This is a genomic window from Bradyrhizobium sp. CCBAU 051011 (assembly GCF_009930815.1).
Taxonomy (GTDB): Bacteria; Pseudomonadota; Alphaproteobacteria; order Rhizobiales; family Xanthobacteraceae; genus Bradyrhizobium.
This window is the reverse complement of the sequence record NZ_CP022222.1, coordinates 3,286,205-3,309,997: the sequence shown is the minus strand read 5'-3', so window position 1 is coordinate 3,309,997 and position 23,793 is coordinate 3,286,205. Positions and strand designations below refer to the sequence as shown.

Here is a 23,793-nt window from a genome sequence, read left to right as displayed (position 1 = left end):
CTATTGAGAAACGAGAATGACGGGCTTCGTCAATTGGCGGAGCTGCTCAGCACACAAACTGAATACTTGCGACGATCTCTTCCCATCGATTGGCGTCCACGGCTCCCTTGAGAAGCGTTCGCTAAAAAGCGAACCCTTCGTGGAGTAGCCCTCCACCTCTCGAGCAGTCACCGGCGGCTGTCAGGCAAGCAAAAGAAGGTCCTAGTTTATCGGATGCGAGTCGGGCGCAATGATGGGCGAACAGCAGAAAGTCGTAAGTCTTGATCGGGGACTGTTCTTCGTGAGCTACAAGAGCGCGGACGATGTTGCCTCTCCGCCCCACGTCACGGTTGTACCGACGGAGGGGCATGAGGGACGCATGGAGCTCATCATGCATCCCGATGCGACCGAGCCGACGCTTTGGGAGCCCAATTCCGGTCTGATGGTTCGGGTCAACGCGCCCGGCACATTGCAGATTAAGGTTGAACCGATGCGACCCGGCGGATCGCGCGGGGCCATGGTTCGTATCGAACCGATTCAGTCCGGCCGCAGGCCGCTCGCGGCGCCAGGTGAGCGAGCGGCTTTGCACGCAAATGTTGCAGTGGAGGGCCTCAAGGTCCTCGGCCACGTTGCAGGTCGCGGCGATGTTGTCGTCGCATCCAACACATGGATTGCGGGTCCAACAGCCCCATCGCGCATCGAAGGGATTGCCCTTGACTGGCCGGAGAAGCCTGTGGGTCTCGATATTCGCTATGCAGTCGAATTCGCCAACGGCCAGGGGGGCAGCGGCAAAATGGTCTCGCTCGGGACCTATGCGGGCACCCGCGGACGAGCCTTGGCGATCACGGGTGTCGTGCTGGAAATTAGCGACGAAGGATTCGGGTTCGTCGCGGAGGCGACGTTCTTGAACGCGCCGACCTTGCGCGCCGTCGGCAAACGCGTCGTACTGTCCGGCCCGACCAACCGCGAGCCTCTGGTCGGCATTCGCATCGGTGTCAACCGGATAGCGGCCGCAGATAACGTCATGATACCGGCAAAGCCGGCACGAAAGCCTGTCGGCTCTGGCCGAGTCCGCGTTTTCCGCAGCCGGTCGAGCCGAGAGAATTCTGACGCTAACGCGATCGACAAGGTCAGACCACCGCATGGTTCTTGACGTGTTCAATAAAGTCCCCTCGCTTGTCGGGCCTCGTGCGCATATCGCGCTTGAACGCCTCGCGGCCGAGGCGTTGACTGCCCGGGACTTCGCTAAGGCGCTCAAATACGCAGATCGACGCGTCCGAACTGCGCCCCCGCCGGCCGCTCATTGCTTCGTCCTCCGCGCCGAAGCCGCCTGGAACCTTGGACTTGAGGAAGCTGCACTGGCCGACCTTGCGCAAGCGCTTATGGTCGATCCTTCCGATGTCAGCGCCAATCGCCGGATGCTGGCGTGGGCTGCCGACAATCGGCGACAGGTCGCAGCCGCTCAACTGATACCTCGCGAAGGCAATCCAGCCATTCTTCGAGTTGCAATCGCGGAGCTGCGGCTTGCCGGGGGCCAGCATTGGGCCGCCACCTCGGTATTTGACAATCACGTGACGGGCTGGGTCGCCTGGACCAAGGCGCTTCCAGTCGAAGTGAGCCTTGCAACCGAAGACGGCATGCTGACGAGCGTTCTCGAGCCCAATCCATTCCACCCTCTGGCGAGCGCAGATGTGCAGGCAACGACCTTCCTGGTTCGACGGCCGCCGTCCAATGCAGCTCAGATCGTGACGCTGACATGCGGCGGAGACATCATCCAGGTTCGACGCGTGGCGCCCAACCTTGCCTCGACGATGAGCCTTCGACCCGCTCCGCCCCTTTTCACCAAGGTCAGATCAAACGCTGACCTGCCCACCATTATCGTCCCCGTCTATGGGGATGCACAGGCCACGATCGAATGCTTCGAGAGCCTCGACAAGGCAAGGTGCCCGCGGGGGTCCCGCAAGGACGCCTTTCAGGTTCTCGCCATCGATGATGCCAGCCCGGAATTGGAGCTGCGGCGTTATCTGAGCGAGCTTGCCGCTGGCGGCAAGATCCGTCTCCTCGTGAACGCAGTCAATCTCGGCTTCGTCGGTGCGATCAATCGTGGCCTGAAGGAGATCCCGACGGGCGACGTCGTGCTGCTCAACTCAGACACCCTTGTCCCGCCGGACTTCGCCGATCGATTGGCTGTTGTCGCACATTCGGCGCCGAACATCGGAACGGTCACGCCGCTCTCGAATAACGCCGACGTCTTCTCCTTTCCGACGCCGAACGACGGTAATCCGATGCTCGGTTACGAGGAGATTGTCGCGATCGATCGCATCGCCAGCGTCGCCAACGCGGGGCGCGCGATCGATGTCGCAAGCGGCATCGGATTTTGCCTCTATATAACCCGTGCTTGCCTCGACAGTGTGGGCGAGCTTTCGGATAATTTTGAGCGCGGCTATCTCGAGGACGTCGATCTCTGCCTTCGCGCGCGCGCCAACGGATTCCGCAATGTTTGCGCGCCGTCGATCTATGTCGGACATCACGGCTCGAAGTCCTTTCAGGAGGAGAAGCGAGGCCTCGTGCTTCGTAATCTGCGTATCCTAGACCAGCGGTTTCCGACTTACCGGGAGGAGTGCCGCGCTTTTGAGATCGCCGATCCGCTGCGGGCGGCGCGCGCCGCACTCGAATGCGCGCTGCCGTGGCCGGCGGACCCATCGGTGCTGGTGCTCGCGAGTGATCGGACCTACCCTGCGGTCACCGACGCGCGGATATGCTACCTCCGACTGCATGGCGAGCACCCGATCCTGCTCTTGCGGGAGCACGACGTGCTTCATCTCAGGGCTGCCGACGGAGGTTTGCCGCAGGCCACTCGTCTGCGCCTCGACACAGAGACAGGTCTCGCCGAGGCCGGCGACATCCTGACACGGTTATCCCCAACCCGTGTCGAGATCCTCGAGCCGAATCCGCCGCCACGGCTCATCGAGCTGATCCGGAACCTCAATCTTCCGATTGACCGCTGGCTGATATCGGAGAGCGTAGACGAGATCGCTTCCCCGCCCGCTGACACGATTCCACTTCTCGTCCCCAGCAAAGCGGCCAGGGCTTATGCCGAGGCACGGTGGCCCAGCCGCAAGATCGTCCTGCATGATTGGCCCACATGCTCCCTGGCACTGCCTCCGATCTCCGCCTCTGACAGGTCTCTTGTCATCGTTCCCTCCACGCCATCGCCCGCATCCCTGCGCATGATACAAACATTGGCAGATCGTCTGTGGCGGTGCGACCCATCGCTGCCGATAGTCGTCGCCGGAACCACTTGCGGCGATGATCGCCTGATGTCGCAGCCCAGTCTTTTCGTCACGGGCGTGGTTGCGGCGGACGAACTGGGTGAGGTCCTGGCGCCTCATAATCCGGGCTGGCTCCTGACCAATTTCGAGCAGCCCGTCTTCGGCCATCCTCTCATCGAGGCAGCTAAACAGGCGACAAGGCCCGTCGCATATCGCGACTGGTCCGGCGGCTCGCTGACGCCCCGCAAAGGGGACCTTGCCATTCCTGCCAATGTGGACGCGGCAGGGCTTGTCGATCGCGTGGTCGACTGGATCATGTGGTCCTGAGCATGTCGCGGCCCTCCCCGCCCCAGCCCGAACCTTTGATCAGATCAAAGCTCGCCGGCCGCCTCGAGCTCGCGCGCGACGGCACGTTGTCCGGCTTTGTGTACTCGCGCCACGCGCCGGGGCGCCGCTTTACCGTTGAGATCTTGCTCGATGGTCTGGTGTTCACGACAATCTATGCCGATCTCTTCGTTCCTGAGCTCGCTGAACAAGGGCTCCAGGCGACTTGCGGGTTTGCAGTCACGATCGAGCCAGATCTGCTTCGCGCCGCGCGTACCCTCGAGGCACGCCTCGCCAATATTGGCACTCCCGTCGGTCAACCTGTCGACCTGGAGAGTGATCGCGCAAGCCTCATCGATCTGCACCAAAGATGTGAGCTGTGCTGGCTCGGCGGGCTGCGCTTCCAGGGCTGGATCGATAGCGAAACCGCTCTCTTCCTGGAGGCAATTGTTGACGGAAAAGCTGTCGCACAGATTCACGCCACGGCCTGGACGCACATCGGCGAAGCTGCCGCACACCGGAACGTTCGCTCCTTCGATTTTCACGTTCCGCAACGCCTTGCCGACGGACGCGTTCACAGCGTTTCGTTGCGCAGGGAGGACGGAGAGCAAATTCCGGCCACGGCCGTTTTTGTTGCCTTTCCCGACGGTCTCGCCGGAATGATCGACGCCCTCGGCGGCTACGATGCAGAATGCCTGCGCGGCAAGCTGTATGATCAACTGATTCCCGCCTCGCTTCCGCTTGTCGACTACGTAAATTGGCGCGATCGCTTTCCGCTGCCGGTGCCGCGGAACAGCACCCTTTCGCTCGCGGTCGTCATCGCTGGCGCCGCCGGAGCCGCGCAAACGCTGGCCGCGCTGGAGGCTCAGACCCACGAGAACTGGACCGCCGGCGCGATGGAGGGGGAGCCACTCTCCGTCGACAGCGACGCTCTCCTGGAGTTCCTGGATGGTGCCGCGTCTGATTCACATCACGTCGTCATCACAATGGCAGGCGTGGTGCTCGAGCCGAATGCCTTGGCCCGCATTGCAGCCGCATTTGACGCATATCCTGGTGCAATCGCGCTGTACGGCGACCTCGATTTTATTGCCGACGGCCGGCTCTGGCCGCTGGCCTTTCCCGCATTCGACTACGAGAGAATGCTTGAGCAAGGCTATTGTGCACATCTGTTCGCAGTGCGACGCAGCGCCCTTCTCGCCAGCCTCGAGACCCGTCCCGACAATCTTTACCGCCTCTTCAACTGCCTGCTCGATCACACTGGTCCGCGTGAAGACAATATTCTTCACCTGCCGGGCACGCTGGCAACGCTTCCCAAGCTGGATCGAACGAACGCCAATTATCAGCTTGCCACGGCGAGCCAGATGCATCTCGAGGCGCGCGGCGTCCGCGCGGACGTGATCCCGCAACAAGGCAACCTCTTTCCTGCAGTTCGAATTGCTCGAGCGATTGCACCACAGCGCGTGACCGTGGTCGTCCCGACCCGCGATCGTCTCCCGCTGCTGCGGACCTGCCTCGACAGCATCGCGCCCGCTGTCAAGCGCTGCCGTGCAGATATTCTTGTCGTCGATAATGACAGTGCCGCCCCGGACACCCTCGCCTACCTTGCGGACCTGGCGAGACGCGGCGTGCGGACCTTGCGAGTCGAAGGTCCCTTCAACTTCGCAAGACTGAACAATCAAGCCGCGGCGACGCTCGACACCGACGTGCTCTGTCTCCTCAACAATGACATCGAAGCGAGCTGCGATGATTGGCTCGAAGAGATGCTCAGGCGGCTGGCCGAGCCTGACGTCGGCGCGGTCGGTGCGCTCCTGACCTGGCCCGGCGGCGTCGTTCAGCATGGTGGTGTCGTCTTGGGAATGAATTTCGCGGCGACGCACGCCTTTACCGATAGATTCGTTGATGATCCCGGATTTCTCGACCAGCTCCTAGTGGCGCACGAATGCAGCGCGGTGACTGCAGCCTGCCTTGCGACGAGACGCAGCGACTATCTTGACGTTGGCGGGATGGACGAAGCGCGCTTTGCGGTCGCCTTCAACGACGTCGACTATTGCTTGCGGCTGCGCCAGGCGGGCAAGCGCATCGTTTTCACGCCGCACTCGAAGCTGGTTCACGCCGAATCCGCGAGCCGCGGCGCCGACGATCGCGCCGACCGGCGCGGGCGGTTCGAGCGCGAGCTCAATTTGCTTCGGGCGCGCTGGGGGGAGTGGCTCAACGAGGACCCGAACTACAATCCGCAGCTCTCGCGCGACGGGGTTCCCTACAGCGGCCTCGCTTGGCCGCCGGGGCCGCGTCGCCCTCGCTACAAACATGTGGCGCAGGCCCGCGATGTGCCATTGGGGTTTTGAGGTGACGCCTCATCGTCCTTCAAGCCGCCGCGCGCCGCTTCTCTCGATCGGCCGTTGAATCACGAATTGGCTCGCTGCTGCAGCGGACCCGCCGCTTCAACACGCGCTGCTTGTTGCTGCAAGGCAACGAAATCGTCAAGTTCGAGCGATAAGGCCTTCTGCCAGGTTGGCGTGACCACTCCGAATTGTCTATTCAGGCGCGACACGTCGAGCCGCGAATTGCCGGGCCGCTTCGCTTTGGTCGGGAAGTCGGCCGTTGCGATTGGAACGATTCTCTCCACCTCGACCGGCAGGCCGCGCGACCTTAGATTGGTGACGATGGCGCTCGCAAAGCCATGCCAACTGGTCTCGCCCGTGCAGACGAGATTGACCACCCCGCCTTTTCGCGCAAAGAGGTTGTTCAGGTTCGCCAGATTTGGCAGCACTATATCGGCAACGGCGCTGGCTATCGTCCTCGCCGTCGTCGGCGCGCCGATCTGGTCGGAAACGATCCGCAGCTCTTTGCGCTCCGCCGCAAGCCGCGCGATGGTGCGCAGGAAGTTGGTGCCCTTGGCAGCGTATACCCAGGAGGTGCGCGCGATCAGATGCGGTCCGCCGGCTGCGCGGATAGCCCTGTCGCCGGCAAGCTTACTCGCGCCATAGACCGAAAGCGGCTCTGTTGGACTATCCTCCCGCCACGGCGCCTCCCCGGAGCCGTCGAAGACATAGTCGGTGGAAAAATGCACCAACGGCACGCGATGTTTCGCGGCCCATTTGGCGATCGCCTCGGGGCCCTCAGCATTGATGCGGAACGCGAGCTCGCGCTCGTCTTCCGCGCGATCAACGGCGGTATAGGCGGCGGGGTTGATGATGAGATCGGGTTTGAAGGTGTCGAGCACTCCGACAAGCCTGTCGGGCTTCGACAGATCAAACTCAGTGATGGCAGGCGCAATGATCGTACCGAACCCTACCAGGAGCGGTCGCAAGGCGCCTCCGACCTGGCCGTCGGTGCCTGTCAACAATATCCGCATCAGATTTGCCCGTAGACTGGAAGAGTTTGCGAGTTAGCAAGCAGCGGCGCATCCGCATCCTTAGCCGACAGCGACGGCTTTTCGATGCCCCAGCTGATGCCGATCGTAGGATCGTTCCAGCGGATCGAGACCTCGTTCTCGGGGCTATAGAGATCATCGCATTTGTAGAAAAAGTCCGCGGTGTCCGAGAGCACCAGGAAACCGTGCGCGAAGCCGCGCGGAATCCACAATTGCCGCCGGTTCTCCTCACTCAATTCAACGGCAACGTGACGTCCGAAATTCGGACTCCCAACACGTATGTCGACGGCGACGTCGAGGACCTTGCCCCGCAGCACGGCCACCAATTTGCCCTGTGTGAGGGGATTTTGCAGATGCAGACCACGCAGTACGCCATAGCGCGAGCGGGACATGTTATCCTGCACGAAGGGCCGCGTGATGCCGTGCTCGACGTAACGGGGAAACTGATAGCTCTCGACGAAGAAGCCGCGGTCGTCACCCAAGAACTTGGGCTCAATGATAAGGACTTCAGGAAGATCGGTCCGGATCACATTCATTTCGAGGCACTGCGAATTTGCTGAACCGGCACCGGCGCTCCGGTGCCGTCGCCAACTTGTACTTCTGATGTTATATGTTATGATATGATAAGTCAATCGTGGGGTGAAATGATAAGCAGCTGTGAGGCGCAATGAAAGGCATTATTCTCGCAGGTGGCACCGGCTCTCGCCTCTATCCCGTGACGACCGTCGTCTCGAAGCAACTTCTGCCGGTCTTCGACAAACCCATGATCTACTATCCGCTCTCCACGCTAATGCTCGCCGGAATCAGAGAAATTTTGATCATCTCCACGCCACAGGACAAGGCGCTTTTCGAGCGCCTGCTCGGCGATGGCAGCGAAATCGGCTTGCGTTTCTCCTACGCGACGCAAGCGACGCCGCGCGGACTTGCCGACGCGTTCATCGTCGGACGGCATTTCATCGGTGACGATCCGGTCGCCCTTGTGTTAGGCGATAACATTTTTTACGGACACAGCTTGCCGGGAATGTTAACGAAGGCGTCTCTGCGCAATAAGGGCGCCACCATCTTCGGTTATGTCGTCAACACGCCCGAGCAATATGGCGTGGTCGAGCTCGATCAGGCCGGCCGCGCGCTTTCAATCGAGGAGAAGCCGAAACAACCGAAGTCCAACGTCGCGGTGACCGGCCTCTACTTCTACGACAACGACGTGGTCGACATTGCCGCACGCATCAAGCCGTCGGCTCGTGGTGAGATCGAGATTACCGACGTCAACAAGGCCTATATGGATCGGGGCGATCTCTACGTGGACGTGCTCGGTCGCGGCTTTGCCTGGCTCGACACCGGTACGCATTCCTCGCTGGTCGAAGCCAGCCATTTCGTCCAGATCCTCGAGCAACGCCAAGGCCTACGCATCGCCTGCCCAGAGGAAATCGCGTTGCTGCAGGGCTACATTACGATTCAAGCGTTCGAGCGAGTGGCCGCGAAAACCGCCAAGAGCAGCTACGGCGAATATCTACAATCTGTCGCACGCGCGCACAGAGCAGCATGATTCGGCACACGGAGTAGATTGATCATGCGTTTGAAGGGATTGACCATCTTCGTGACGGGCGGGGCCGGGTTCATCGGCTCCGCGGTCTTACGTCATCTACTGCGCAACAGCCACGCACGCGTCGTCAACCTCGACAAGCTCACCTACGCCGCGAATCTTGGTTCCCTGCCCGGCGCGACGGAAAACCTCAACTACGCCTTCGAGGCGCAATGCATCTGCGACGCGCCGGGGCTGCGCCGACTGTTCGACCACTATCAGCCCGACGCTGTGTTGAATCTTGCCGCAGAGAGCCATGTCGACCGCTCGATCGACGGCCCCGGCGAATTCATCCAGACCAATATTGTGGGGACGTTCACACTGCTCCAGGAGGCCCTTCGCTACTGGAGGACACTATCTCCGGACAAGCGGGCGCGGTTCCGCTTCCAACACATTTCCACGGATGAAGTGTTCGGCTCGCTCGGCGAGGAAGGCTTCTTCACGGAAACCACGCCCTACTCGCCCAATTCACCCTACTCCGCAAGCAAAGCTTCATCCAACCACTTGGTGCGCGCCTGGCATGAGACCTACGAGCTGCCGACGCTCCTGACCAACTGCTCGAACAATTACGGCCCCTACCACTTCCCTGAAAAGCTGATCCCGCACATGATCATCAAGGGCCTGGCTGGAGAGCAGCTTCCCGTCTACGGCGACGGAAAGAATGTTCGCGATTGGCTCTATGTCGAGGATCACGCCAAGGCCCTCACACTCGTGCTCGAGCACGGAGCCGTCGGCGAGACCTACAATATCGGCGGCCGCAACGAGCGGACCAATTTGCATGTGGTGGAGACGATCTGCGACCTGCTCGACGACATCGCCCCGAGCACGGACGGCCCGCGCCGCCGCCTGATCTCCTTTGTCACCGACCGCCCCGGCCACGACCGCCGCTACGCCATCGACGCCTCCAAGCTCGAACGCGATCTCGGCTGGAGCGCGGTGGAGAACTTCGAGAGCGGCATCGAGAAGACGGTGCGCTGGTATATCGAGCAGAAGCCGTGGTGGCAGGCGATCCTGGAGCGTCGGTATGCGGCGAACCGGCAGGGGTTGACCAAGTAGCCGCCCGGCAGGCTTCCCGCGTGCGGCGAAGCGGACGAGACTGGCAGGCCAAGTCCTCCCGCGCTTGCCCAAATCGTCTAACGCTTAAAGATATAGGCCAACAGCTGTGCAGGTCTCGGCATGCAAGCCGTGCGGCTGAGAATCGGTGCAAGATCGAGGAATGTCTGAATGCGGTCCTTGCGAGACCCAGCGAAAAACGACGTCGTACCTGTGCGGAGGATAGGGCTCCGCAACTGACGAAAGCGCTACTGGCTCGTAGAGATCGTCGGTAGATATTGCGGGAAATGTGAACTTGGGAACATCGTTTGATTTGGTATCGGCAAGACCGAGAGCGCTTGCGTTGAAGCTCACGTCAACGGCTGCCTCACTCGGAAAGTTCACGTGAACCTTGCCGACTCCGCCTGCGATGGTAGGCGCTGAGAACGCTGGAAGTCCAGGGAACGATCCCCTCCCAACAATATCGATTGAGGTGCTGGAGGAAATCAGCTTTACAGTTCTCCAACCTCCGTTCTTATACGCCAGATATATACCATTTCTCCGGCGTTCGTCGAATTTTGTGTAGACAATGAGCGGAGTACCGTCCGTGGTTACGTTCAGTTGGGCATTGTTGACTAGGCCTTGCCCCTCACCCACATCATCTACGACATCGCAATTCGTTGGATTGATCGTGCCGAAGAGTGGATCACCATTAGCTCTTTTCCACGAAGCAAGATCGCTACTCTTGACAAAGCAGACTCTGAAATTTGATGCCACGTCCGTTCGGCCCTGCTACGAAAGGCGTCGGGTATGCACTCACGGACCCATCTTCCATCCTATCAGAGAAGAGAGGCGCTTCGGAAAGGCGACTCCAGTTCTTACCATTGAGTACATTCGCGTACCACGCCCCATTACCACTTACCCCGTTCCGAAAGACCATAAACAGACGTTTTCCAAGCCTCTGAAAAGAGGGATAGGTCACGTGACCCTCGTTTCTTCCCGTCATTGACGCCGGTGACAAGTCTGCGATCGAAAGCGGGGACGCGGAATGAAAGTATTTCAAAGGCTGAGCGTGGTTCACAAAGATGGCATGCAGCCTTCCATGGTCGTCAAGAGCTAGCTTAGTATCATCGTGGCTGTCCCAGCCAGGCGTTCGACCTGGAAGCTCAATACGCTCCACCGCTCCCGAGACAAGATCTATGGAAGCAACGCTGAATTTTCGTTGTGCGCTGTAGTATACGATGAACGCGCGCTCACCCACGGTCAGACTTGAAAATCGTGAATTCGTGCCGGTCCAAACAGCATCTACCTGCACAATCGCGGGCTTTTTCTCATCTGTAGCCCATGCAAGTCCGAGAACGCAAAGCACTGCGAAGACAAGGGTCGCCCTCCAGAAGCGCAACAGAGTTGGTTGCAACTCTAGCATTCGTATATAGATCTCCACAGGGAAGGCAGTATAAGTAGCCGACCGCTTCAAAGAGTCAACGCTGCAGAATGGATTGTGATGCGACTACGTCGACTTGTTTCGCGCGCTTTTACCAATCGATCGCCGACACTGGCGGAACGATTCTACGAGCATTCGCGCCCTGACATCGATAAGTGGGAACATTACATCACCAAGTACTCTGAACTCTTTCTCGGACTTCCTCCAAAAGTTACCTTGCTTGAGATTGGCGTCTACCGCGGTGGCTCTCTTCGCCTCTGGAGTGAATACTTTTCATCAGATAGCGTTATTGTAGGTGTCGACAAGAATCCACGCTGCAAGACGTACGAAAAAGCGAATATAAAGGTCGCGATCGGAGACCAAGGCGATCAACGGTTCTTGTCAGACCTCTCGGCACAATTTGGGGGCTTCGACATCGTTATCGACGATGGAAGTCACCTCGTCTCCGACCAGATAGCATCGTTTCAGGCACTCATACGATCAACTAGATGCGCCTACGCCATTGAGGATACTCATGCCGCGTATTGGCAGGCACCTCCAAGCAAAGCCGACCTGTCGAACTTTCTGATTCAGCAGCTCGATACATTGCATGAATGGTTCGTTGCAGCCGGAACGTCCGAATCATTCGACGATGCCAAATGGATCAATCAACATCAGACTGAAATATCCGACTTGCGACGTAGGCTGGTCTCAATCGAGCTACTCGACAGCATGATGATATTTCGATTGGGCACCAATCCGCCCCCAAAGAGATTACGTACCAAGATTGTGGGTGCAGCTAAGACCTAACTTAGCCGCACCCGCGGCTCGCTAGTCGTCCGTGAAGAAGATTGATTTCACGCTGGATTAAGCCGACCGCCGGAGAAGAGTGCGGTCAGGAAGAGGTGCAGCAAAAGCCTGAGCCAGCGGATGAGGCGGCGGAAGTTGTAGCCGGCGGCGGCGAGGACGGCGTTGGCTGCATCGCCGCGACGGAACCAGAGATAATTGCGGCCCATGCGGTGCTCGGCTTTGAGATGGCCGATGACGGGCTCGACAGCGGCCCTGCGGCGCAATTGGCGTTTGATCCTTGGTGTCACTCCTCGCTTCTGGCCGGAGATGAAGACCCTGAACTTGTAATCGGGTGGGGCGTTGTGGCCGCGATATCCCTTGTCGGCGAGGAGGCGCGCGATGATGTTGCCGATGAGCGCCTCCATGTCCGGGATCACGGTGGCCAGCGTGTGACCGTCATAGGGATTGCCGGGCAGTGCCTTCACATGGGTGACGAGTTGGCCGCCCCTGGCGTGGCCGATCGTGGTGGCGACGGAGACTTTGACGCCGAACTCGTAAGGCCGGTGGGCCTTGCCCTTGCCGATGCACTCGACCTCCGGCGCGTGCAGGGAATAAACCTTCGGCCCACGTTGACGCTGCTGCTGCTCGCGCACGCGCCGCGCCAGCGCCAGCAGCTTTGCGAACGCCGCCTCGAGCCCGCTGTTACCCTCGATCTTGCGGCCGATGTCGCGGATCACGCGGCCCAGATAGGTCCGCAGCGTCTTGAGCTTCCGGTTGGCGCGCTTGAACTGCTTGGCGTGGGCATAGCGCTGGTGCTCGATCAGGGCGAACTTGCCCACCCGCGCATAGGACTGACGCAAAATCACCCCATGGCGCTGCGCCAGCCGCACCAGCTTCTCGCGCGCCCGGTTTAGAAGCTTCGCGTCGGTGGGGAACGTCACGTTCTTGGGCTGAACCGTGGTGTCGACGATCACCCGCGACAGTTCGGACGGCTTGACTGCCTCGGTCTTGACGGCAACCGACAGGCTTTCCTGGATCAGCGCCGCCAGCCGTTCCTCGGTAAGCGGCAAGCTGAGGCCGTCAGGCGGCGTGGTTCCATGGCATAAGCGCGTCGATTTCGCTGCTCGGCCAGCCGTTGGCGATACGCTGAAGCGTGAGGGTGAGCCAGGCGAACGGATCGACGTTGTTCATCTTCGCTGTCTGCAGCAGCGTTGCGATGGTCGCCCAGGTTCGCCCGCCGCCGTCGCTGCCAGCGAAGAGGCTATTCTTTCTCGTAATTGTTTGTGGCCTGATGGCGCGTTCGACGATGTTGGAGTCGAGCTCGATGCGACCATCGGTCAGGAAGCGCTCGAAGATGGCACGGCGCGAGACGGCATAGCGGATCGCCTCGGCCAGTTTTGATTTGCCGGAGATCCGCCGCAAGCTCTGCTGCCAGAGGTCGAAGAGATCTGCGACGACCGCTGCGGAGGCTTGCTGGCGCGCGGCAACGCGTGCGTCGGGGCTTTGACCGCGCACGGTCTTCTCGACCTGCCAGAGCTTTGCCATCCGCTCGACCGTCGTCGTTGCCACTCTCGAGCTTCCTGCAACATGCAGCTCGTAGAACTTGCGTCTGCTGTGTGACCAGCAGCCAGCCAAGGTGATGCCATCATTGCCGCGATCGGGTCGCGCCAACTTGTTATAGGCGGCATAGCCATCCACCTGCAGGATGCCGCGATAACCATTGAGATGCCGGACCGCGCATTCGCCGGAGCGGCTGTCTTCGAAGCGATAAGCCACCATCGGGGGACCGCTGCGGCCAAAGGTTCGGTCATCTCTGGCATAGGCCCATAAGTAGGCCGTCTTCGCCGATCCGGAGCCCGGAGCGAGTGTCGGCAAGGTGGTTTCGTCGGCAAAGACCCGTTCGGCCTTCTTGACCTCGCTGAAGATGTAGTCGGCTACGATCTCCAGCTCGAAGCCGAGCTTGCCCATCCATTGCGCCATCAGCTGGCGGTCGAGCCCGACCTTGTCGCGGGCGTAGATGGCCTCCTGCCGGTAGAGCGGCTGGCCATCGGCATATTTGGAGACGGCGATCTGGGCCAGAAGCGCTTCCGTCGGAATGCCTCCTTCAATGATATGGGCCGGGGCCGGCGCCTGGATTACGCCGTCCGCGTTCTTGAAGGCATACTTGGGACGGCGCGTGACGATCACACGGAACTTCGCTGGCACCACATCCAGGCGCTCCGACACGTCCTCGCCGATCAGCACCTTCTGCTTGCCGGCATGCTTAGCCAGCTCTTCCGGCTCAATGACGGTTTCGATCCGTTCCAGATGGGGTGCAAAGCCCTTGCGCCGGCGCGGTGCACGCTTGCCTTCCGCTTGCTCACGGCCCTTGCTGACCTGGGCCTTGATCGCGGCGATGCCGGTCTCGATCTCCTCGAAGACAAAGGCCCGCTGTTCATCGTCGCCGTTCACAGAGCCGAGCTTTTCCGATCGTCGGCCGAACCGGGCGCGGTCGAAGGCCTTCAGGATCTGCGTCAGCCGCTCGATGCGCGCATCGGCATCGGCGTTGCGCGCCCTGAGATCGGCGACTTCGCTCTCCAGAGCATCGGCGCGGGCCGCCTTCTCGGCCATGGCAAGCACCATGGCTTTCAACATCTCTACGTCATTCGGGAGGTTGAGATCGGGCGGCGTCATTGGCCCGACCAGAGCACATTTTGCCCCGTTTCTCTTGCCCTTTCAGCTCACTGATTCACTTCGCCGCAGCGCTTTTACCCAACAATCTCCGGCGGCTTGACCGCCACGGTCCGGACCCGCTTCCAGTCCATCCCATCCACCAGTGCCATCAACTGCGCCGGGTTGAGCTGCACCCGATGATGCCCGATCCGCGGCCAGCAGAACTTCGCCTTTTCAAGACGCTTTAAATAGAGGCACACGCCGGACCCATCCCACCATACGATCTTTATTCTGTCGGCTCTTTTGGCCCGGAAGACATAAAGCGCACCGTCGAACGGATCTGAGCCCGCATCGCGCACAAGCGCAACAAGGCCATCGATACCCTTGCGGAAGTCGACTGGATGGCTGGCGAGGAACACCTTCACACCCGAGGGAATCATGCCGAACGCACCGCCCGGATCACCCGCTGCAAGTGCGCCTCGTCGACGTCCACGCCGGCACGCACGACCACCTCGCCAATGGCAATCTCAATCACTGTGCCTGCCACAGACGCCACCACACCCTCGCAACTCGAGTGCCGCGAGCGATAATGCCGCTCGGCCCGAGCATCACGGCGCCAGGCGAACAGCTGCGACGGGTGAATGCCGATCCGGCGGGCGATCGCCGAGACGCTCGCGCCAGGCTCCAGCGCCTCTGTCACAACTTGCGCTTTGAACTCGTCCGACCAGCGTCGGCGAAGCTGCCGCGGCGCTCCCTCAAGACGGTCGGCGACCGCTTCGATCATATGGAAGGTTCTAGTTCCAGAACTAGGCGCAGACATAGAAGCTCACATCGGCTCACAAACTCAGCAGCCGATAGCCGATCGCTTACCCACTCCGCCAGACGGGGTTTCCTTGCCGCTTACTCCATAAACGTCACGGCAGACTTTACGCGTCCTCTCGAGTGCTTCTTGAACAATGCCTCGGCGCCTGCCTTTATATACTTGGTTCGTTCGGCATCGGAGTAGCTCTTGGACTTTGCATGGAAAACGTACGTGTTCGTGGCAATGGCCAGTTCAAAGCCAGCATCCGCCGCACGAAAACAAAAATCGTTCTCCTCTCCATATCCAAATGGAAACGCACTCTCACGCCAATCGCCTCCAGCACTGCTCGTCGAATACACAGACAAAAACCGTGGACTAGGGGCGTCAGCGGATAGATCCCATTCCAGCTCGCTTCAAGATGCTGATCCAAATCGTGAACAGTCATGCCTTCGGGTAAAGGATTGATGGCCGTTTGTCCGACAGCTCCCTTAACGCTAGGCACGGACTGATAACTTGCAGCATTTGAGAGTGGACCAACTATTCCGCGAGCATCCGAGCTGAAAAGAGCACTGCGCAACTTCCTAATGCCTCTAGGAGGAACGATCGTATCACTGTTGAGCAGAACGACCGCATCCGCTTTCGATTGACGCAGTCCTGCATTCACCGCCTTCGTGTAACCGCCGCGCGCAGCAAGTGGTATGATCGTGTGCTCTAGCCAAGAGTACTGAAAGCGCTCGATCGTGAGCCTCATGCAGAGACCACGCGCTGAGGGCTGATCTGGTCGGCTAGGAAGATCTCGCGGAATGGTTTGTCGCGAGGTCACAATGTCAAAGGATAGTCGTAAGGATAGCGATAAGGATAGGCATACGCCTATCCTCGAACACGGCGCCGACACGCTGCAGCATCCGCTTTGCGGGCCTCGGCCGCGGCCGATATCCAGCGAAACGCGGAGCTAATATCCTTCGCGACACTGGTCCCGTGCGGGAATCAGGTGATGCACATTCGACGCGGTATCGCCCAATCGCGCGGCGGAGGATTGACGCCAGGTCTCCGGCCTATTCGGCCCGAGGCTGGCGTTGACTCCGTACAGATATATCAGACCGAGTTGATACTGCGCCTCGGCGTGACCTCGCTGCGCCGCGCGTTCGCACCACACCACGGCATCCGGAATGCTGCCCACTACCCCCTGGTTCTTCGCGTAGAGCATGCCGATCCGATAGTCCGCTTCCGCGTCGCCGTTTTGCGAGGCGCGCTTCCAGAGCTTAAGCGCTTCCAGATAGTGACCGCGCTCGAACGCTGCCTCCGCCGGACCAAGCCGCCTTTCTTCAGATCCATGAGACGCGGGCCGAAGCCATTGGAGGAGCGATTGGGTCAATGCCGTCATGGCTCACGCATGGCCTCCCGGATGCCTTTCAGCATTCCGCCAAGCAGATACATTCCGACCGCCCGCGTGCCGACATGGACATCTCCCGCAAGCGTCATGCCCGGAATCAGGCGGAAGTTTTTCGGCACATCCTTGAAGTTGGTCGACTCCACCGAGCACCGCGCCTTGTAGTAGGCTTCGATAGGCTTTCCATCGTCGTCGGTGGTGAAGGCGCCCTCGCTGATCCAGCGCACTTTGCCATCGGCTGTACCATGCTCCGCGGCATTGAACGCATCGATCCGCATCGTGCAGGGGTCTCCGGGCCGGATGAAACCGACATCGCGCGAGGCGATGCGAATTTCAGCCTCGAGCTTGGTGTCGGTCGGCATCAGGGTGATGAAGGGATCGCCGGGCTTCAGCACCGACCCGACCGAGAGCCTTGCCATCGTCAACACGACCGAGCCTTCGGCGGCGGTCAATCGGACCAGATCCTGGTGCCTGAGCGCCTTCTCATAAGAGGCTCTGGCCTCGTCGAGCTTGTTGCGGGTCGTCACGAGGTCCTGACTCAGTTGCGCAAACCATTGCTGCTTGAAGGCGTCACGGTCCGCGATTGACGCGGCGAGCGTATTCTGGGCTTCGATTAGGCTGCTATGGGTGTTCTCCAGGGTCCGCAGCAATTCAAGCCTTGTGTCCTGGGAGATAAACATATTGAGCTGCGAGCCCGTGCCGTGCTCGGCCAGCGTCGTGCGCATGGTCTCGATCTTCTGCAAGATCTCGTCACGCTGCCGATATCTCGCATCGTCCCCGCGAAGCTTCTCCATTGTCGCCTGGGTCTGCTTGATCTTCGAATCGAAACTATTGATCTGCGCGGTATATTGCGCCGTCCGCTGATCATAGAGCGCCCGCTGCAAGGCCGCGTATTTCTGGTAGTCCGGATCTGGCTTGCTCGCAAAGACCAGCGGATGCTGGTTCAGCTCGGCTTCATCGCGCGCCACCTGAGTCTCGAGGCTAGCGATCTGCAATTTTGCCTGGGTCAGGTCCGCCGACGTAAAGGTCGCGTCCAGGGTCGCAATAAGCTGTCCCGGTTGCACCTGCTCGCCTTCCCGCACGTCAATCGTCTTAATGATCGATGGATCCAGCGCCTGAAGGACGCTGATCTGTCCCACCGGCACGATTCGGCCCCCAGCGCTGGTGATGACGCGATCTATCCGCGTCAGAGCGAGAATGGCAACGATCGTGACCAGGAAGGCCGAGAGCACAAACAGCGTTGCCCGCGCGACCAGAGGCTCAGCCTCCTCTCGGATCGCATCCGTTTCCGATTGAAATTGGCGAACAGTCGCAAGCGCACCATCAGGAGACAAGCGTCGGACTCCCGAATCTTGACTGATCGTTGCGGGTCGCCGGCACCAAATGCGTGTTCTGCTGATACCACAGCGAGCTGTAGATATCGTTGCGCGCCAGGAGCTCCTCATGCCGCCCGATATCGTCGACCACACCACGATTAACCACGAGAATTGCATCCGCCTTTGTCAGGGAGGACAGGCGATGCGAGATAATGATCAGCGTCCGGCCATGCGCGATGCGCGTTATGTTGGCGTTCACGATCGCTTCGCTGTCGGCGTCGAGCGCGCTTGTCGCCTCATCGAGGATCAGGATCGGCGGGTTGACGATCAACGCACGCGCGATCGCAAGCCGCTGCCGCTGCCCTCCCGAGAGGTTCGGCGAACCTTCATAGATATGCGTCTCGTAGCCACGCGGCAGCTTGTCGATGAATTCTTCCGCACCCGCCAGCCTCGCCGCCCTGACCACATCATCGAACGACGCGTCCGGCTTGGCCGCGGTGATGTTTTCGCGGATGGTCCCACTGAACAGAAAATTCTCCTGGAGCACCACGCCCACGTTACGACGGAGATGGTCGATGTCGTACTCGCGAACGTCGATGCCATCAATCTTGATCAATCCCTCATAGTCGGAATGCAGCCGCTGCAACAGCCGCGTAATCGTGGTCTTGCCGGATCCGCTCTTGCCCATCACGCCCAAAGTAGTCCCCAGCGGGATTTCGAAGGAGATGTTGTTCAGCGTCGTCGATAGCGCTCCCTTGTATTTGAAGGTGACGCCGGAGAACTCCACCTTGCCCTCGAGCGGCGAACGCACGCCATGGCCGGAACGTCCCTCTTCGGCCGGCCGGTTGACCAGATTGCCGACGATTGCAACCGCACTTCGCGCCTCGTCGTATTGATTGATGAGCTGCGCCATCTGCATCAGCGGACCCGAGACGCGCTGCGACAACAGCAGAAATGAGAACAGCGCCCCGATATAGACCGGATCGTTGCTTTCAAGCGCGAGATAGACGCCGAGCGCATAGGAGCCGCTGACGGCCAGCCGCTCCAGCGGACGCACGACCGACTGGATGGCGTTTCCAGTCATGCCTTCGACGAGCCGGGCTCTGGCAACCCGTGCGACCAGAACATCCCACATGTGGCGCTGCCGCGTATCTAGCGCGAGCGACTTGATCGTCCGGATGCCATTCAAGGTTTGAACCAAAAATGCGCCCTGCGCGCCCTCCGCGGCCAGCACGGCTGTCGACGCCTTGCGGTAATTCGGCAACATCAGGACGAGCCAGGCGACGATCAAGCCCGACAAGGCGAGAACCACGAAGGTCATGACGGGGCTGAAAAAGAACATGACGGGCAGGAAGAACATCAGCGTCGTAGAGTCGAGAATAGTGCCGAACAATTGCCCCATCAGGAACGATCGGATGCGAAACACTTCGCGAATGTCGCGCGCGACGAGGCCGACCGCCGTCTGCTCGAAGTAGTCGATGGGAAGATTGAGGACCTTTTCGAAGACGTAGGTCGACAATTTGACGTCCAGCCTGGTCGTCAAGCGATGGACAAGGAACTGTCTCAAGAACGAGAACGCCGCCTCGAAGGCTATGACCACCAGCATCGCGACGCAGAGCACATAGAACGTGTTGTACGCCTTGTAGAAGATCACCTTGTCCGACAACAAGCGCCAGAACATGATCGGCGCCAGGCCAAGAAGCCCAAGGATCGCGGCGGCAATCGCGACGTCGCGGACCATGCGGCGTTCGCGGAACAACAGCGCGGCTACGAGGCCGAAACTGAACGGCTGCGCTTCGTCCGATATCTCGTAATTGCGCTTGATTAGGACGAGATCGCCGGACCAGATATCTTCGAATCGTGGTTGGTCGATCACGAGCAGCGCGTCTTCCGCGGCATTCGGATCCCTCAGCACGATGCGCGTATTGTGAGCGTCTCCCTCGACACGCAGGAGCACCATGTGGCTCCCATTCCGAAGCCGAACGATGACCGGAAGCGCCTTCTTCAGATGAGACAGTCCGCCCCAATCGAGCTTGACGCACTTCGCGCGCATGCCCGCTTTCTCCGCACAGCGGACAAGCTGATGCAGTGTGACGTTCTCGTCCGGCAGAAGGTTGTCTTGGATGAGCTGTGAGGACGTGAGGTGCAGCCCGTGCTGTCGTGCGACGATAATCAGGCACCCCAGTGCCGATGCGGGTGCCGCATCGGCCAGGTTCCGGTCATCGGCACCGTGGACGGTCATGGGGGTCAAGCGATCTGCCAATTATGTTAAGACGCTCACGTTCAACTACGAGTATAACATTGAGCGGCAAAGAAAGCCAGCCGCACTTATCGTTCAAATTGTGAGGAATGGCTGGCCGCACTCACAGATACCTCAGGCCTGGGCTTCCTGAAAATTGAAGCCGGATTCTAACAAAGACCTCTGGATGGCCTCGCCGTCGGCCTCGGGCATCAGCGCGAGCGCACAGACCTCGAAATTTTGGCTGCTGACGGAAACGGTCGGAAACCCGGCCATCAGCAGGAGATTACCGAGTCGCTCGGCCGTAAATCCGGTGCGGTGGGCCATGTGGACGCGCCCCTCCTCGATCGCGCGCGAATGGCCGTAGAGCATGTCGAGCGGCCTGATGGGCCCCGCCGGCGAATGATAGGCTATTGCGCCGATGCCATGCTGGACTATGAATTGAGCGACCGATTGCAGATCCGGGCTCATGATTAAGGCGAAACCATCAGGCTTAAGGATCTGGTGGAATTGCCGCAATGTGGGATAGACCTCGTGCGCATAGAGGTGCTCGAGCACATGCGATGACCAAACCGCGTTGAAGGACTGAGGCTTGAACGCGCCACTCAACTCAAGGATCGAGCCGATCACATCTGGTTTGACATCCGGGTCGATGTCGAGCCGGGCCTCTTCCCAACCCTGGTCGAGAATCATCCGGGCGATGCGCTGGGCCGTACCGGATCCTGAGCCCGCGTTGAGCAATCGCTTCATCGTGACAGACGACATCCGTTCCTGCACCGGGTGTGGTGAGAGGGCCAGATAATCACATTAACAAACCACAACATAGCCACCAGTGAAAAGACTTTGTCCATGAGATGCCAAAGCGCTGAGCTCAAAGGCAAAGCCCCGCCACGAGCGGGGCTTTCTCAGCGCAGCTTGCAGGCGCCGGTTCAGAGCTTCGGCAACTGCACGTCTCCATCGGTGAAGTGGAGATATTCGACGCCACTGACCACCACCGTCTGGTTGTCGCCGAAGTGCAGCGTGTAGGAGTTGGTTTTATCGTCGAAATCGATCTTCGTAACATCAAAGGAGGAGCGATCTGCGAAATCCACGATGTCCGAGCCTGTGCCGCCTATTATCGTATCATTTCCAGTGTGGGTCTGAAGATGGAACGTATCGTTGCCGCCTCCTCCCTGCAGCGTCGAGTTCAATCCTGACTCGCCGTAGACCCAGAAGACGTCATTGCCGCTGCCGCCCTCAAAGACATCGCCCTGTACGCCGATTAGCGTGTCGTTGCCGTAGCCACCGAGGAGCGTGCTGCGGCCTGCTGACGATAGGTCTTGCAGCACGTCGTTGCCGCTGCCACCTTCTAGCAACTGAGCGCCGGTGCCCGCCTCAAGATAGTCGTTACCGCTGCCGCCGGACAAAGTCTCGTTGCCGCTGCCACCATAGATGCTGTCGTTGCCGGCGCCGCCGAACAGCGAGCTGTTACCGTGCCCGCCGCGGATCGCGTCGTTGCCGCTGCCGCCATAGACCGTGTCGTTCCCGTAATCATACAGGTTCACGCTGTCGGAACCTTTTCCCATGGCGATGAACACGTCATTGTGGCCGCCGATCACGTTGAGCGTCTTGCCTCCAGCGTCATCGAGAATGATCGCCTTCAGGTTCGGCGTGGTCTCGACGGTGGTTGACTGCGCAACGTCGAGAACCTGAATGCCTGCTGGAACGGCCCCTCCGGAGAACGGTCCAGACTGAAACGCAGCCTTCGAAGTATCCCCAGGATGATCGCTATACACTCCGCTACGTTCTAACGAGTCGATCAGTGCCGACCTGACGCTCGCCTCAATGTGATTTCCGTTATGGTGGAGAAACTGGTCCAGCTCAGTTTTCGTCAGGTACGAGACGGCCATGGCAACCCTCTTTCAAGTTTCGCTAATGATGACGCGACGCGCCAACCGAACGTGCTTCAGGCTAGTGCTCCGACTTGTACTGGAGCGAACAGATTGCATTCGCCCCGCACACACACCGCTAACATTAGGGCGTTAACGAATGTGAATAAGCGTTATAGTGAATGTTAAGCTGGGCCCCAATTCCTGTCAAGGATCAAATCAGCGCGTTAGCAGGTTTGAGGCGCTGTCAAGTTGGCTTAATTGTCCCGCGGTCATTGCGAGATTCTGTGACCTACCACCTAAATTTCATCCAGCGGTTAGAGTCTCGGAGCTTTGTAGCGAGACCGAACTTTGGACCAGTGACCTGCCACTGCATTTTCATCCGGCGGCAGTTAGAGTCTCGGAGTGTTATGAAGTGCTCCCCAAAACTAGGCCAGCCCCAGCTGGAATTTTCCGCGGTTAGGCTCATGCTGGCGGGGGCGCCGATGAGCCATTCAATCGCGATATCGGCGCCTTGTTGCCGATCGCGCTGTGGGGTCGGATCTCGTTGTAGTCTCTACGCCAATCCTCCATCTTCGCACGGGCATCGTCAAGACTCATGAACCAGTGCGTGTTGAGACACTCGGTGCGGAATTTGCCATTGAACGATTCGATGAAGCCGTTGTCTGTCGGCTTGCCCGGCCTGGAGAAGTCCAGCGTGATGCCGCGCTGATAGGCCCACAGGTCAAGATCGCGCGACACGAACTCGCTGCCTTGATCGACACGGGTCGTCGCCGGGAATCCCACTTCATTGCAGACTCTTTCCAGCACCTCCACGACGTCGATGCCGCGGAACGTGTACCGTGGCTCCAGCGCCGGCGAGAAACGGGAGAGGATATCGACAATCGTGAGCACCCGAATCCTTCGCCCGGTTGCCAGCTGATCATGAACAAAGTCCATCGCCCAGGTCTCGTTCGATCGCGTCGCTGGCTTGCGGTCATCGCGCAGCTTGGCCTTGACGCGGCGCTTGGGTGTCTTGTTGCGCAATTGTAAGCCCAGTTCCTTGTAAAGCCGGTGGATGCGTTTGACGTTGACCGACCAGCCATCCCGCCGCAACAATACGTGGACGCGCCGGTAACCGTAGCGCACCCGGGTCTCGCAGATGCTTCTGATGCGATGCTTGAGGTCGGCCTGGTCGCCCGACTTATAGACGTAAAGTGCACGATCAATCCGGAGGGTGGAGCAGGCACGCCTGATCGAGACCTTCCAGTCGCGGCGCAACTTGTCGACAAGTTCGCGCTTGCGGCCAGGCTTCAGAGCTTTTTTGAAAGAACATCCTGCAGCATGGCCTTGTCCAAAGACAGGTCGGCGACGATCCGCTTCAACTTCGCGTTCTCTTCTTCGAGCTGACGTAGCCGCTTCATCTTTCCTCATTCGGGATCTTTGCCAACGTTCTATCGTGAGCGGACATCCGACAATCCATCGCCGTCCCTAGAGCGGCGACACACACGCCACGCCGTCCCCGAATGGGAGCGCATCCCCGGCATGACCAAACGCCTGCCAGCCTAGTTCCATCGGTTTTGCATAAGGCGCCTCATTGCGCCATGAGACGCCATCTCCCAGGTGATCGATATTCCTCGTTTGTTTTATCGGCCCGGTGTTTGGGCGTCTCGCCTGTGGACGCCAATGATCACCCCCGCACGGCATCAAACGAGATGCCAAGGTCAACTATAAGCCCTATACAGTGCCTGAACTAACCACTCAGCTCAGCCG

Annotated in this window: 19 protein-coding genes and 2 pseudogenes; 6 read left to right on the top strand and 15 right to left on the bottom strand. The window is 59.8% G+C overall.

Annotation, left to right across the window (positions count from 1 at the left end; translation table 11 throughout):
- Positions 1–229 precede the first annotated feature (229 nt).
- Positions 230–1,132, top strand: a complete 903-nt coding sequence (locus ACH79_RS15625; protein WP_161851793.1) for a hypothetical protein — start codon at positions 230–232, stop codon at positions 1,130–1,132.
- On the opposite strand, the gene ACH79_RS43950 is transcribed toward ACH79_RS15625, so the two are convergent.
- Entirely contained in the window at positions 1,110–1,520 is a 411-nt protein-coding gene (locus tag ACH79_RS43950; RefSeq protein WP_246738552.1) for a hypothetical protein, read from the bottom strand. The two genes, ACH79_RS15625 and ACH79_RS43950, sit on opposite strands and share 23 nt — an antisense overlap.
- 30 nt (positions 1,521–1,550) lie before the next feature.
- Here ACH79_RS43950 and ACH79_RS15615 point away from each other — a divergent pair, with 30 nt between their 5' ends.
- Both ACH79_RS15615 and ACH79_RS15610 read left to right on the top strand, forming a co-directional pair.
- The gene (locus tag ACH79_RS15615) at positions 1,551–3,578 is read left to right on the top strand and encodes a glycosyltransferase (protein ID WP_246738551.1); all 2,028 of its coding nucleotides are present in this window, start codon (positions 1,551–1,553) and stop codon (positions 3,576–3,578) included.
- A gap of 2 nt (positions 3,579–3,580) precedes the next feature.
- Positions 3,581–5,920 (top strand): glycosyltransferase, encoded by a 2,340-nt coding sequence (locus tag ACH79_RS15610; RefSeq protein ID WP_161851791.1) that lies wholly within the window; start codon positions 3,581–3,583, stop codon positions 5,918–5,920.
- 59 nt (positions 5,921–5,979) lie between these two features.
- Here the strand turns inward: ACH79_RS15610 and rfbD are convergent, their stop codons facing one another.
- Positions 5,980–6,930, bottom strand: coding sequence for a dTDP-4-dehydrorhamnose reductase (gene rfbD, locus ACH79_RS15605; RefSeq protein ID WP_161851790.1), 951 nt, complete (start codon positions 6,928–6,930; stop codon positions 5,980–5,982).
- Positions 6,930–7,484 (bottom strand): dTDP-4-dehydrorhamnose 3,5-epimerase, encoded by a 555-nt coding sequence (gene rfbC / locus ACH79_RS15600; protein ID WP_161851789.1) that lies wholly within the window; start codon positions 7,482–7,484, stop codon positions 6,930–6,932. Before rfbC ends, rfbD begins: the two co-directional genes overlap by 1 nt.
- 131 nt (positions 7,485–7,615) lie before the next feature.
- Between rfbC and rfbA the strand changes: the two genes are divergently transcribed.
- Together rfbA and rfbB are read left to right on the top strand one after the other, a co-directional pair.
- Positions 7,616–8,494 (top strand): glucose-1-phosphate thymidylyltransferase RfbA, encoded by an 879-nt coding sequence (gene rfbA, locus ACH79_RS15595; protein WP_161851788.1) that lies wholly within the window; start codon positions 7,616–7,618, stop codon positions 8,492–8,494.
- Between the two features lie 24 nt (positions 8,495–8,518).
- A complete protein-coding gene (rfbB, locus tag ACH79_RS15590) occupies positions 8,519–9,586 on the top strand; it encodes a dTDP-glucose 4,6-dehydratase (protein WP_161851787.1) in 1,068 nt (355 codons plus the stop codon).
- A gap of 84 nt (positions 9,587–9,670) precedes the next feature.
- Here the strand turns inward: rfbB and ACH79_RS45105 are convergent.
- Positions 9,671–10,988 (bottom strand): annotated as a pseudogene (locus ACH79_RS45105) (BNR-4 repeat-containing protein).
- Positions 10,989–11,066: 78 nt separating this feature from the next.
- Here ACH79_RS45105 and ACH79_RS15575 point away from each other — a divergent pair.
- A complete protein-coding gene (locus ACH79_RS15575; protein ID WP_161851784.1) occupies positions 11,067–11,795 on the top strand; it encodes a class I SAM-dependent methyltransferase in 729 nt (242 codons plus the stop codon).
- Positions 11,796–11,842: 47 nt separating this feature from the next.
- Here the strand turns inward: ACH79_RS15575 and ACH79_RS15570 are convergent.
- The 11 genes and pseudogenes from ACH79_RS15570 to ACH79_RS15520 all read right to left on the bottom strand — a co-directional run.
- Positions 11,843–12,832, bottom strand: a pseudogene (locus tag ACH79_RS15570) (IS5 family transposase); the annotation flags it as partial.
- Between the two features lie 22 nt (positions 12,833–12,854).
- Positions 12,855–14,447: an IS66 family transposase gene (locus ACH79_RS15565; protein ID WP_161851783.1), complete on the bottom strand. Its 1,593-nt coding sequence runs from the start codon at positions 14,445–14,447 to the stop codon at positions 12,855–12,857.
- Positions 14,448–14,521: 74 nt separating this feature from the next.
- Positions 14,522–14,866: an IS66 family insertion sequence element accessory protein TnpB gene (gene tnpB, locus ACH79_RS15560; RefSeq protein ID WP_071916490.1), complete on the bottom strand. Its 345-nt coding sequence runs from the start codon at positions 14,864–14,866 to the stop codon at positions 14,522–14,524.
- Positions 14,863–15,210 (bottom strand): transposase, encoded by a 348-nt coding sequence (locus tag ACH79_RS15555; RefSeq protein WP_246738295.1) that lies wholly within the window; start codon positions 15,208–15,210, stop codon positions 14,863–14,865. The genes tnpB and ACH79_RS15555 overlap by 4 nt, the downstream gene beginning before the upstream one ends.
- A gap of 190 nt (positions 15,211–15,400) precedes the next feature.
- The gene (locus tag ACH79_RS15550; RefSeq protein WP_161851781.1) at positions 15,401–15,979 is read right to left on the bottom strand and encodes a glycosyltransferase; all 579 of its coding nucleotides are present in this window, start codon (positions 15,977–15,979) and stop codon (positions 15,401–15,403) included.
- 201 nt (positions 15,980–16,180) lie between these two features.
- The gene (locus tag ACH79_RS15545; RefSeq protein WP_202639249.1) at positions 16,181–16,612 is read right to left on the bottom strand and encodes a tetratricopeptide repeat protein; all 432 of its coding nucleotides are present in this window, start codon (positions 16,610–16,612) and stop codon (positions 16,181–16,183) included.
- Positions 16,609–17,952, bottom strand: coding sequence for an HlyD family type I secretion periplasmic adaptor subunit (locus tag ACH79_RS15540; RefSeq protein ID WP_161851780.1), 1,344 nt, complete (start codon positions 17,950–17,952; stop codon positions 16,609–16,611). The genes ACH79_RS15545 and ACH79_RS15540 overlap by 4 nt, the downstream gene beginning before the upstream one ends.
- The gene (locus ACH79_RS15535) at positions 17,942–20,176 is read right to left on the bottom strand and encodes a peptidase domain-containing ABC transporter (protein WP_161856377.1); all 2,235 of its coding nucleotides are present in this window, start codon (positions 20,174–20,176) and stop codon (positions 17,942–17,944) included. Before ACH79_RS15535 ends, ACH79_RS15540 begins: the two co-directional genes overlap by 11 nt.
- Positions 20,177–20,308: 132 nt before the next feature.
- Entirely contained in the window at positions 20,309–20,866 is a 558-nt protein-coding gene (locus ACH79_RS15530; RefSeq protein ID WP_246738680.1) for a methyltransferase domain-containing protein, read from the bottom strand.
- Positions 20,867–21,102: 236 nt separating this feature from the next.
- Positions 21,103–22,062, bottom strand: a complete 960-nt coding sequence (locus ACH79_RS15525) for a calcium-binding protein (RefSeq protein ID WP_161851779.1) — start codon at positions 22,060–22,062, stop codon at positions 21,103–21,105.
- A gap of 444 nt (positions 22,063–22,506) precedes the next feature.
- Positions 22,507–23,454, bottom strand: coding sequence for an IS3 family transposase (locus ACH79_RS15520; protein WP_202639248.1), 948 nt, complete (start codon positions 23,452–23,454; stop codon positions 22,507–22,509).
- Between the last annotated feature and the right edge of the window lie 339 nt (positions 23,455–23,793).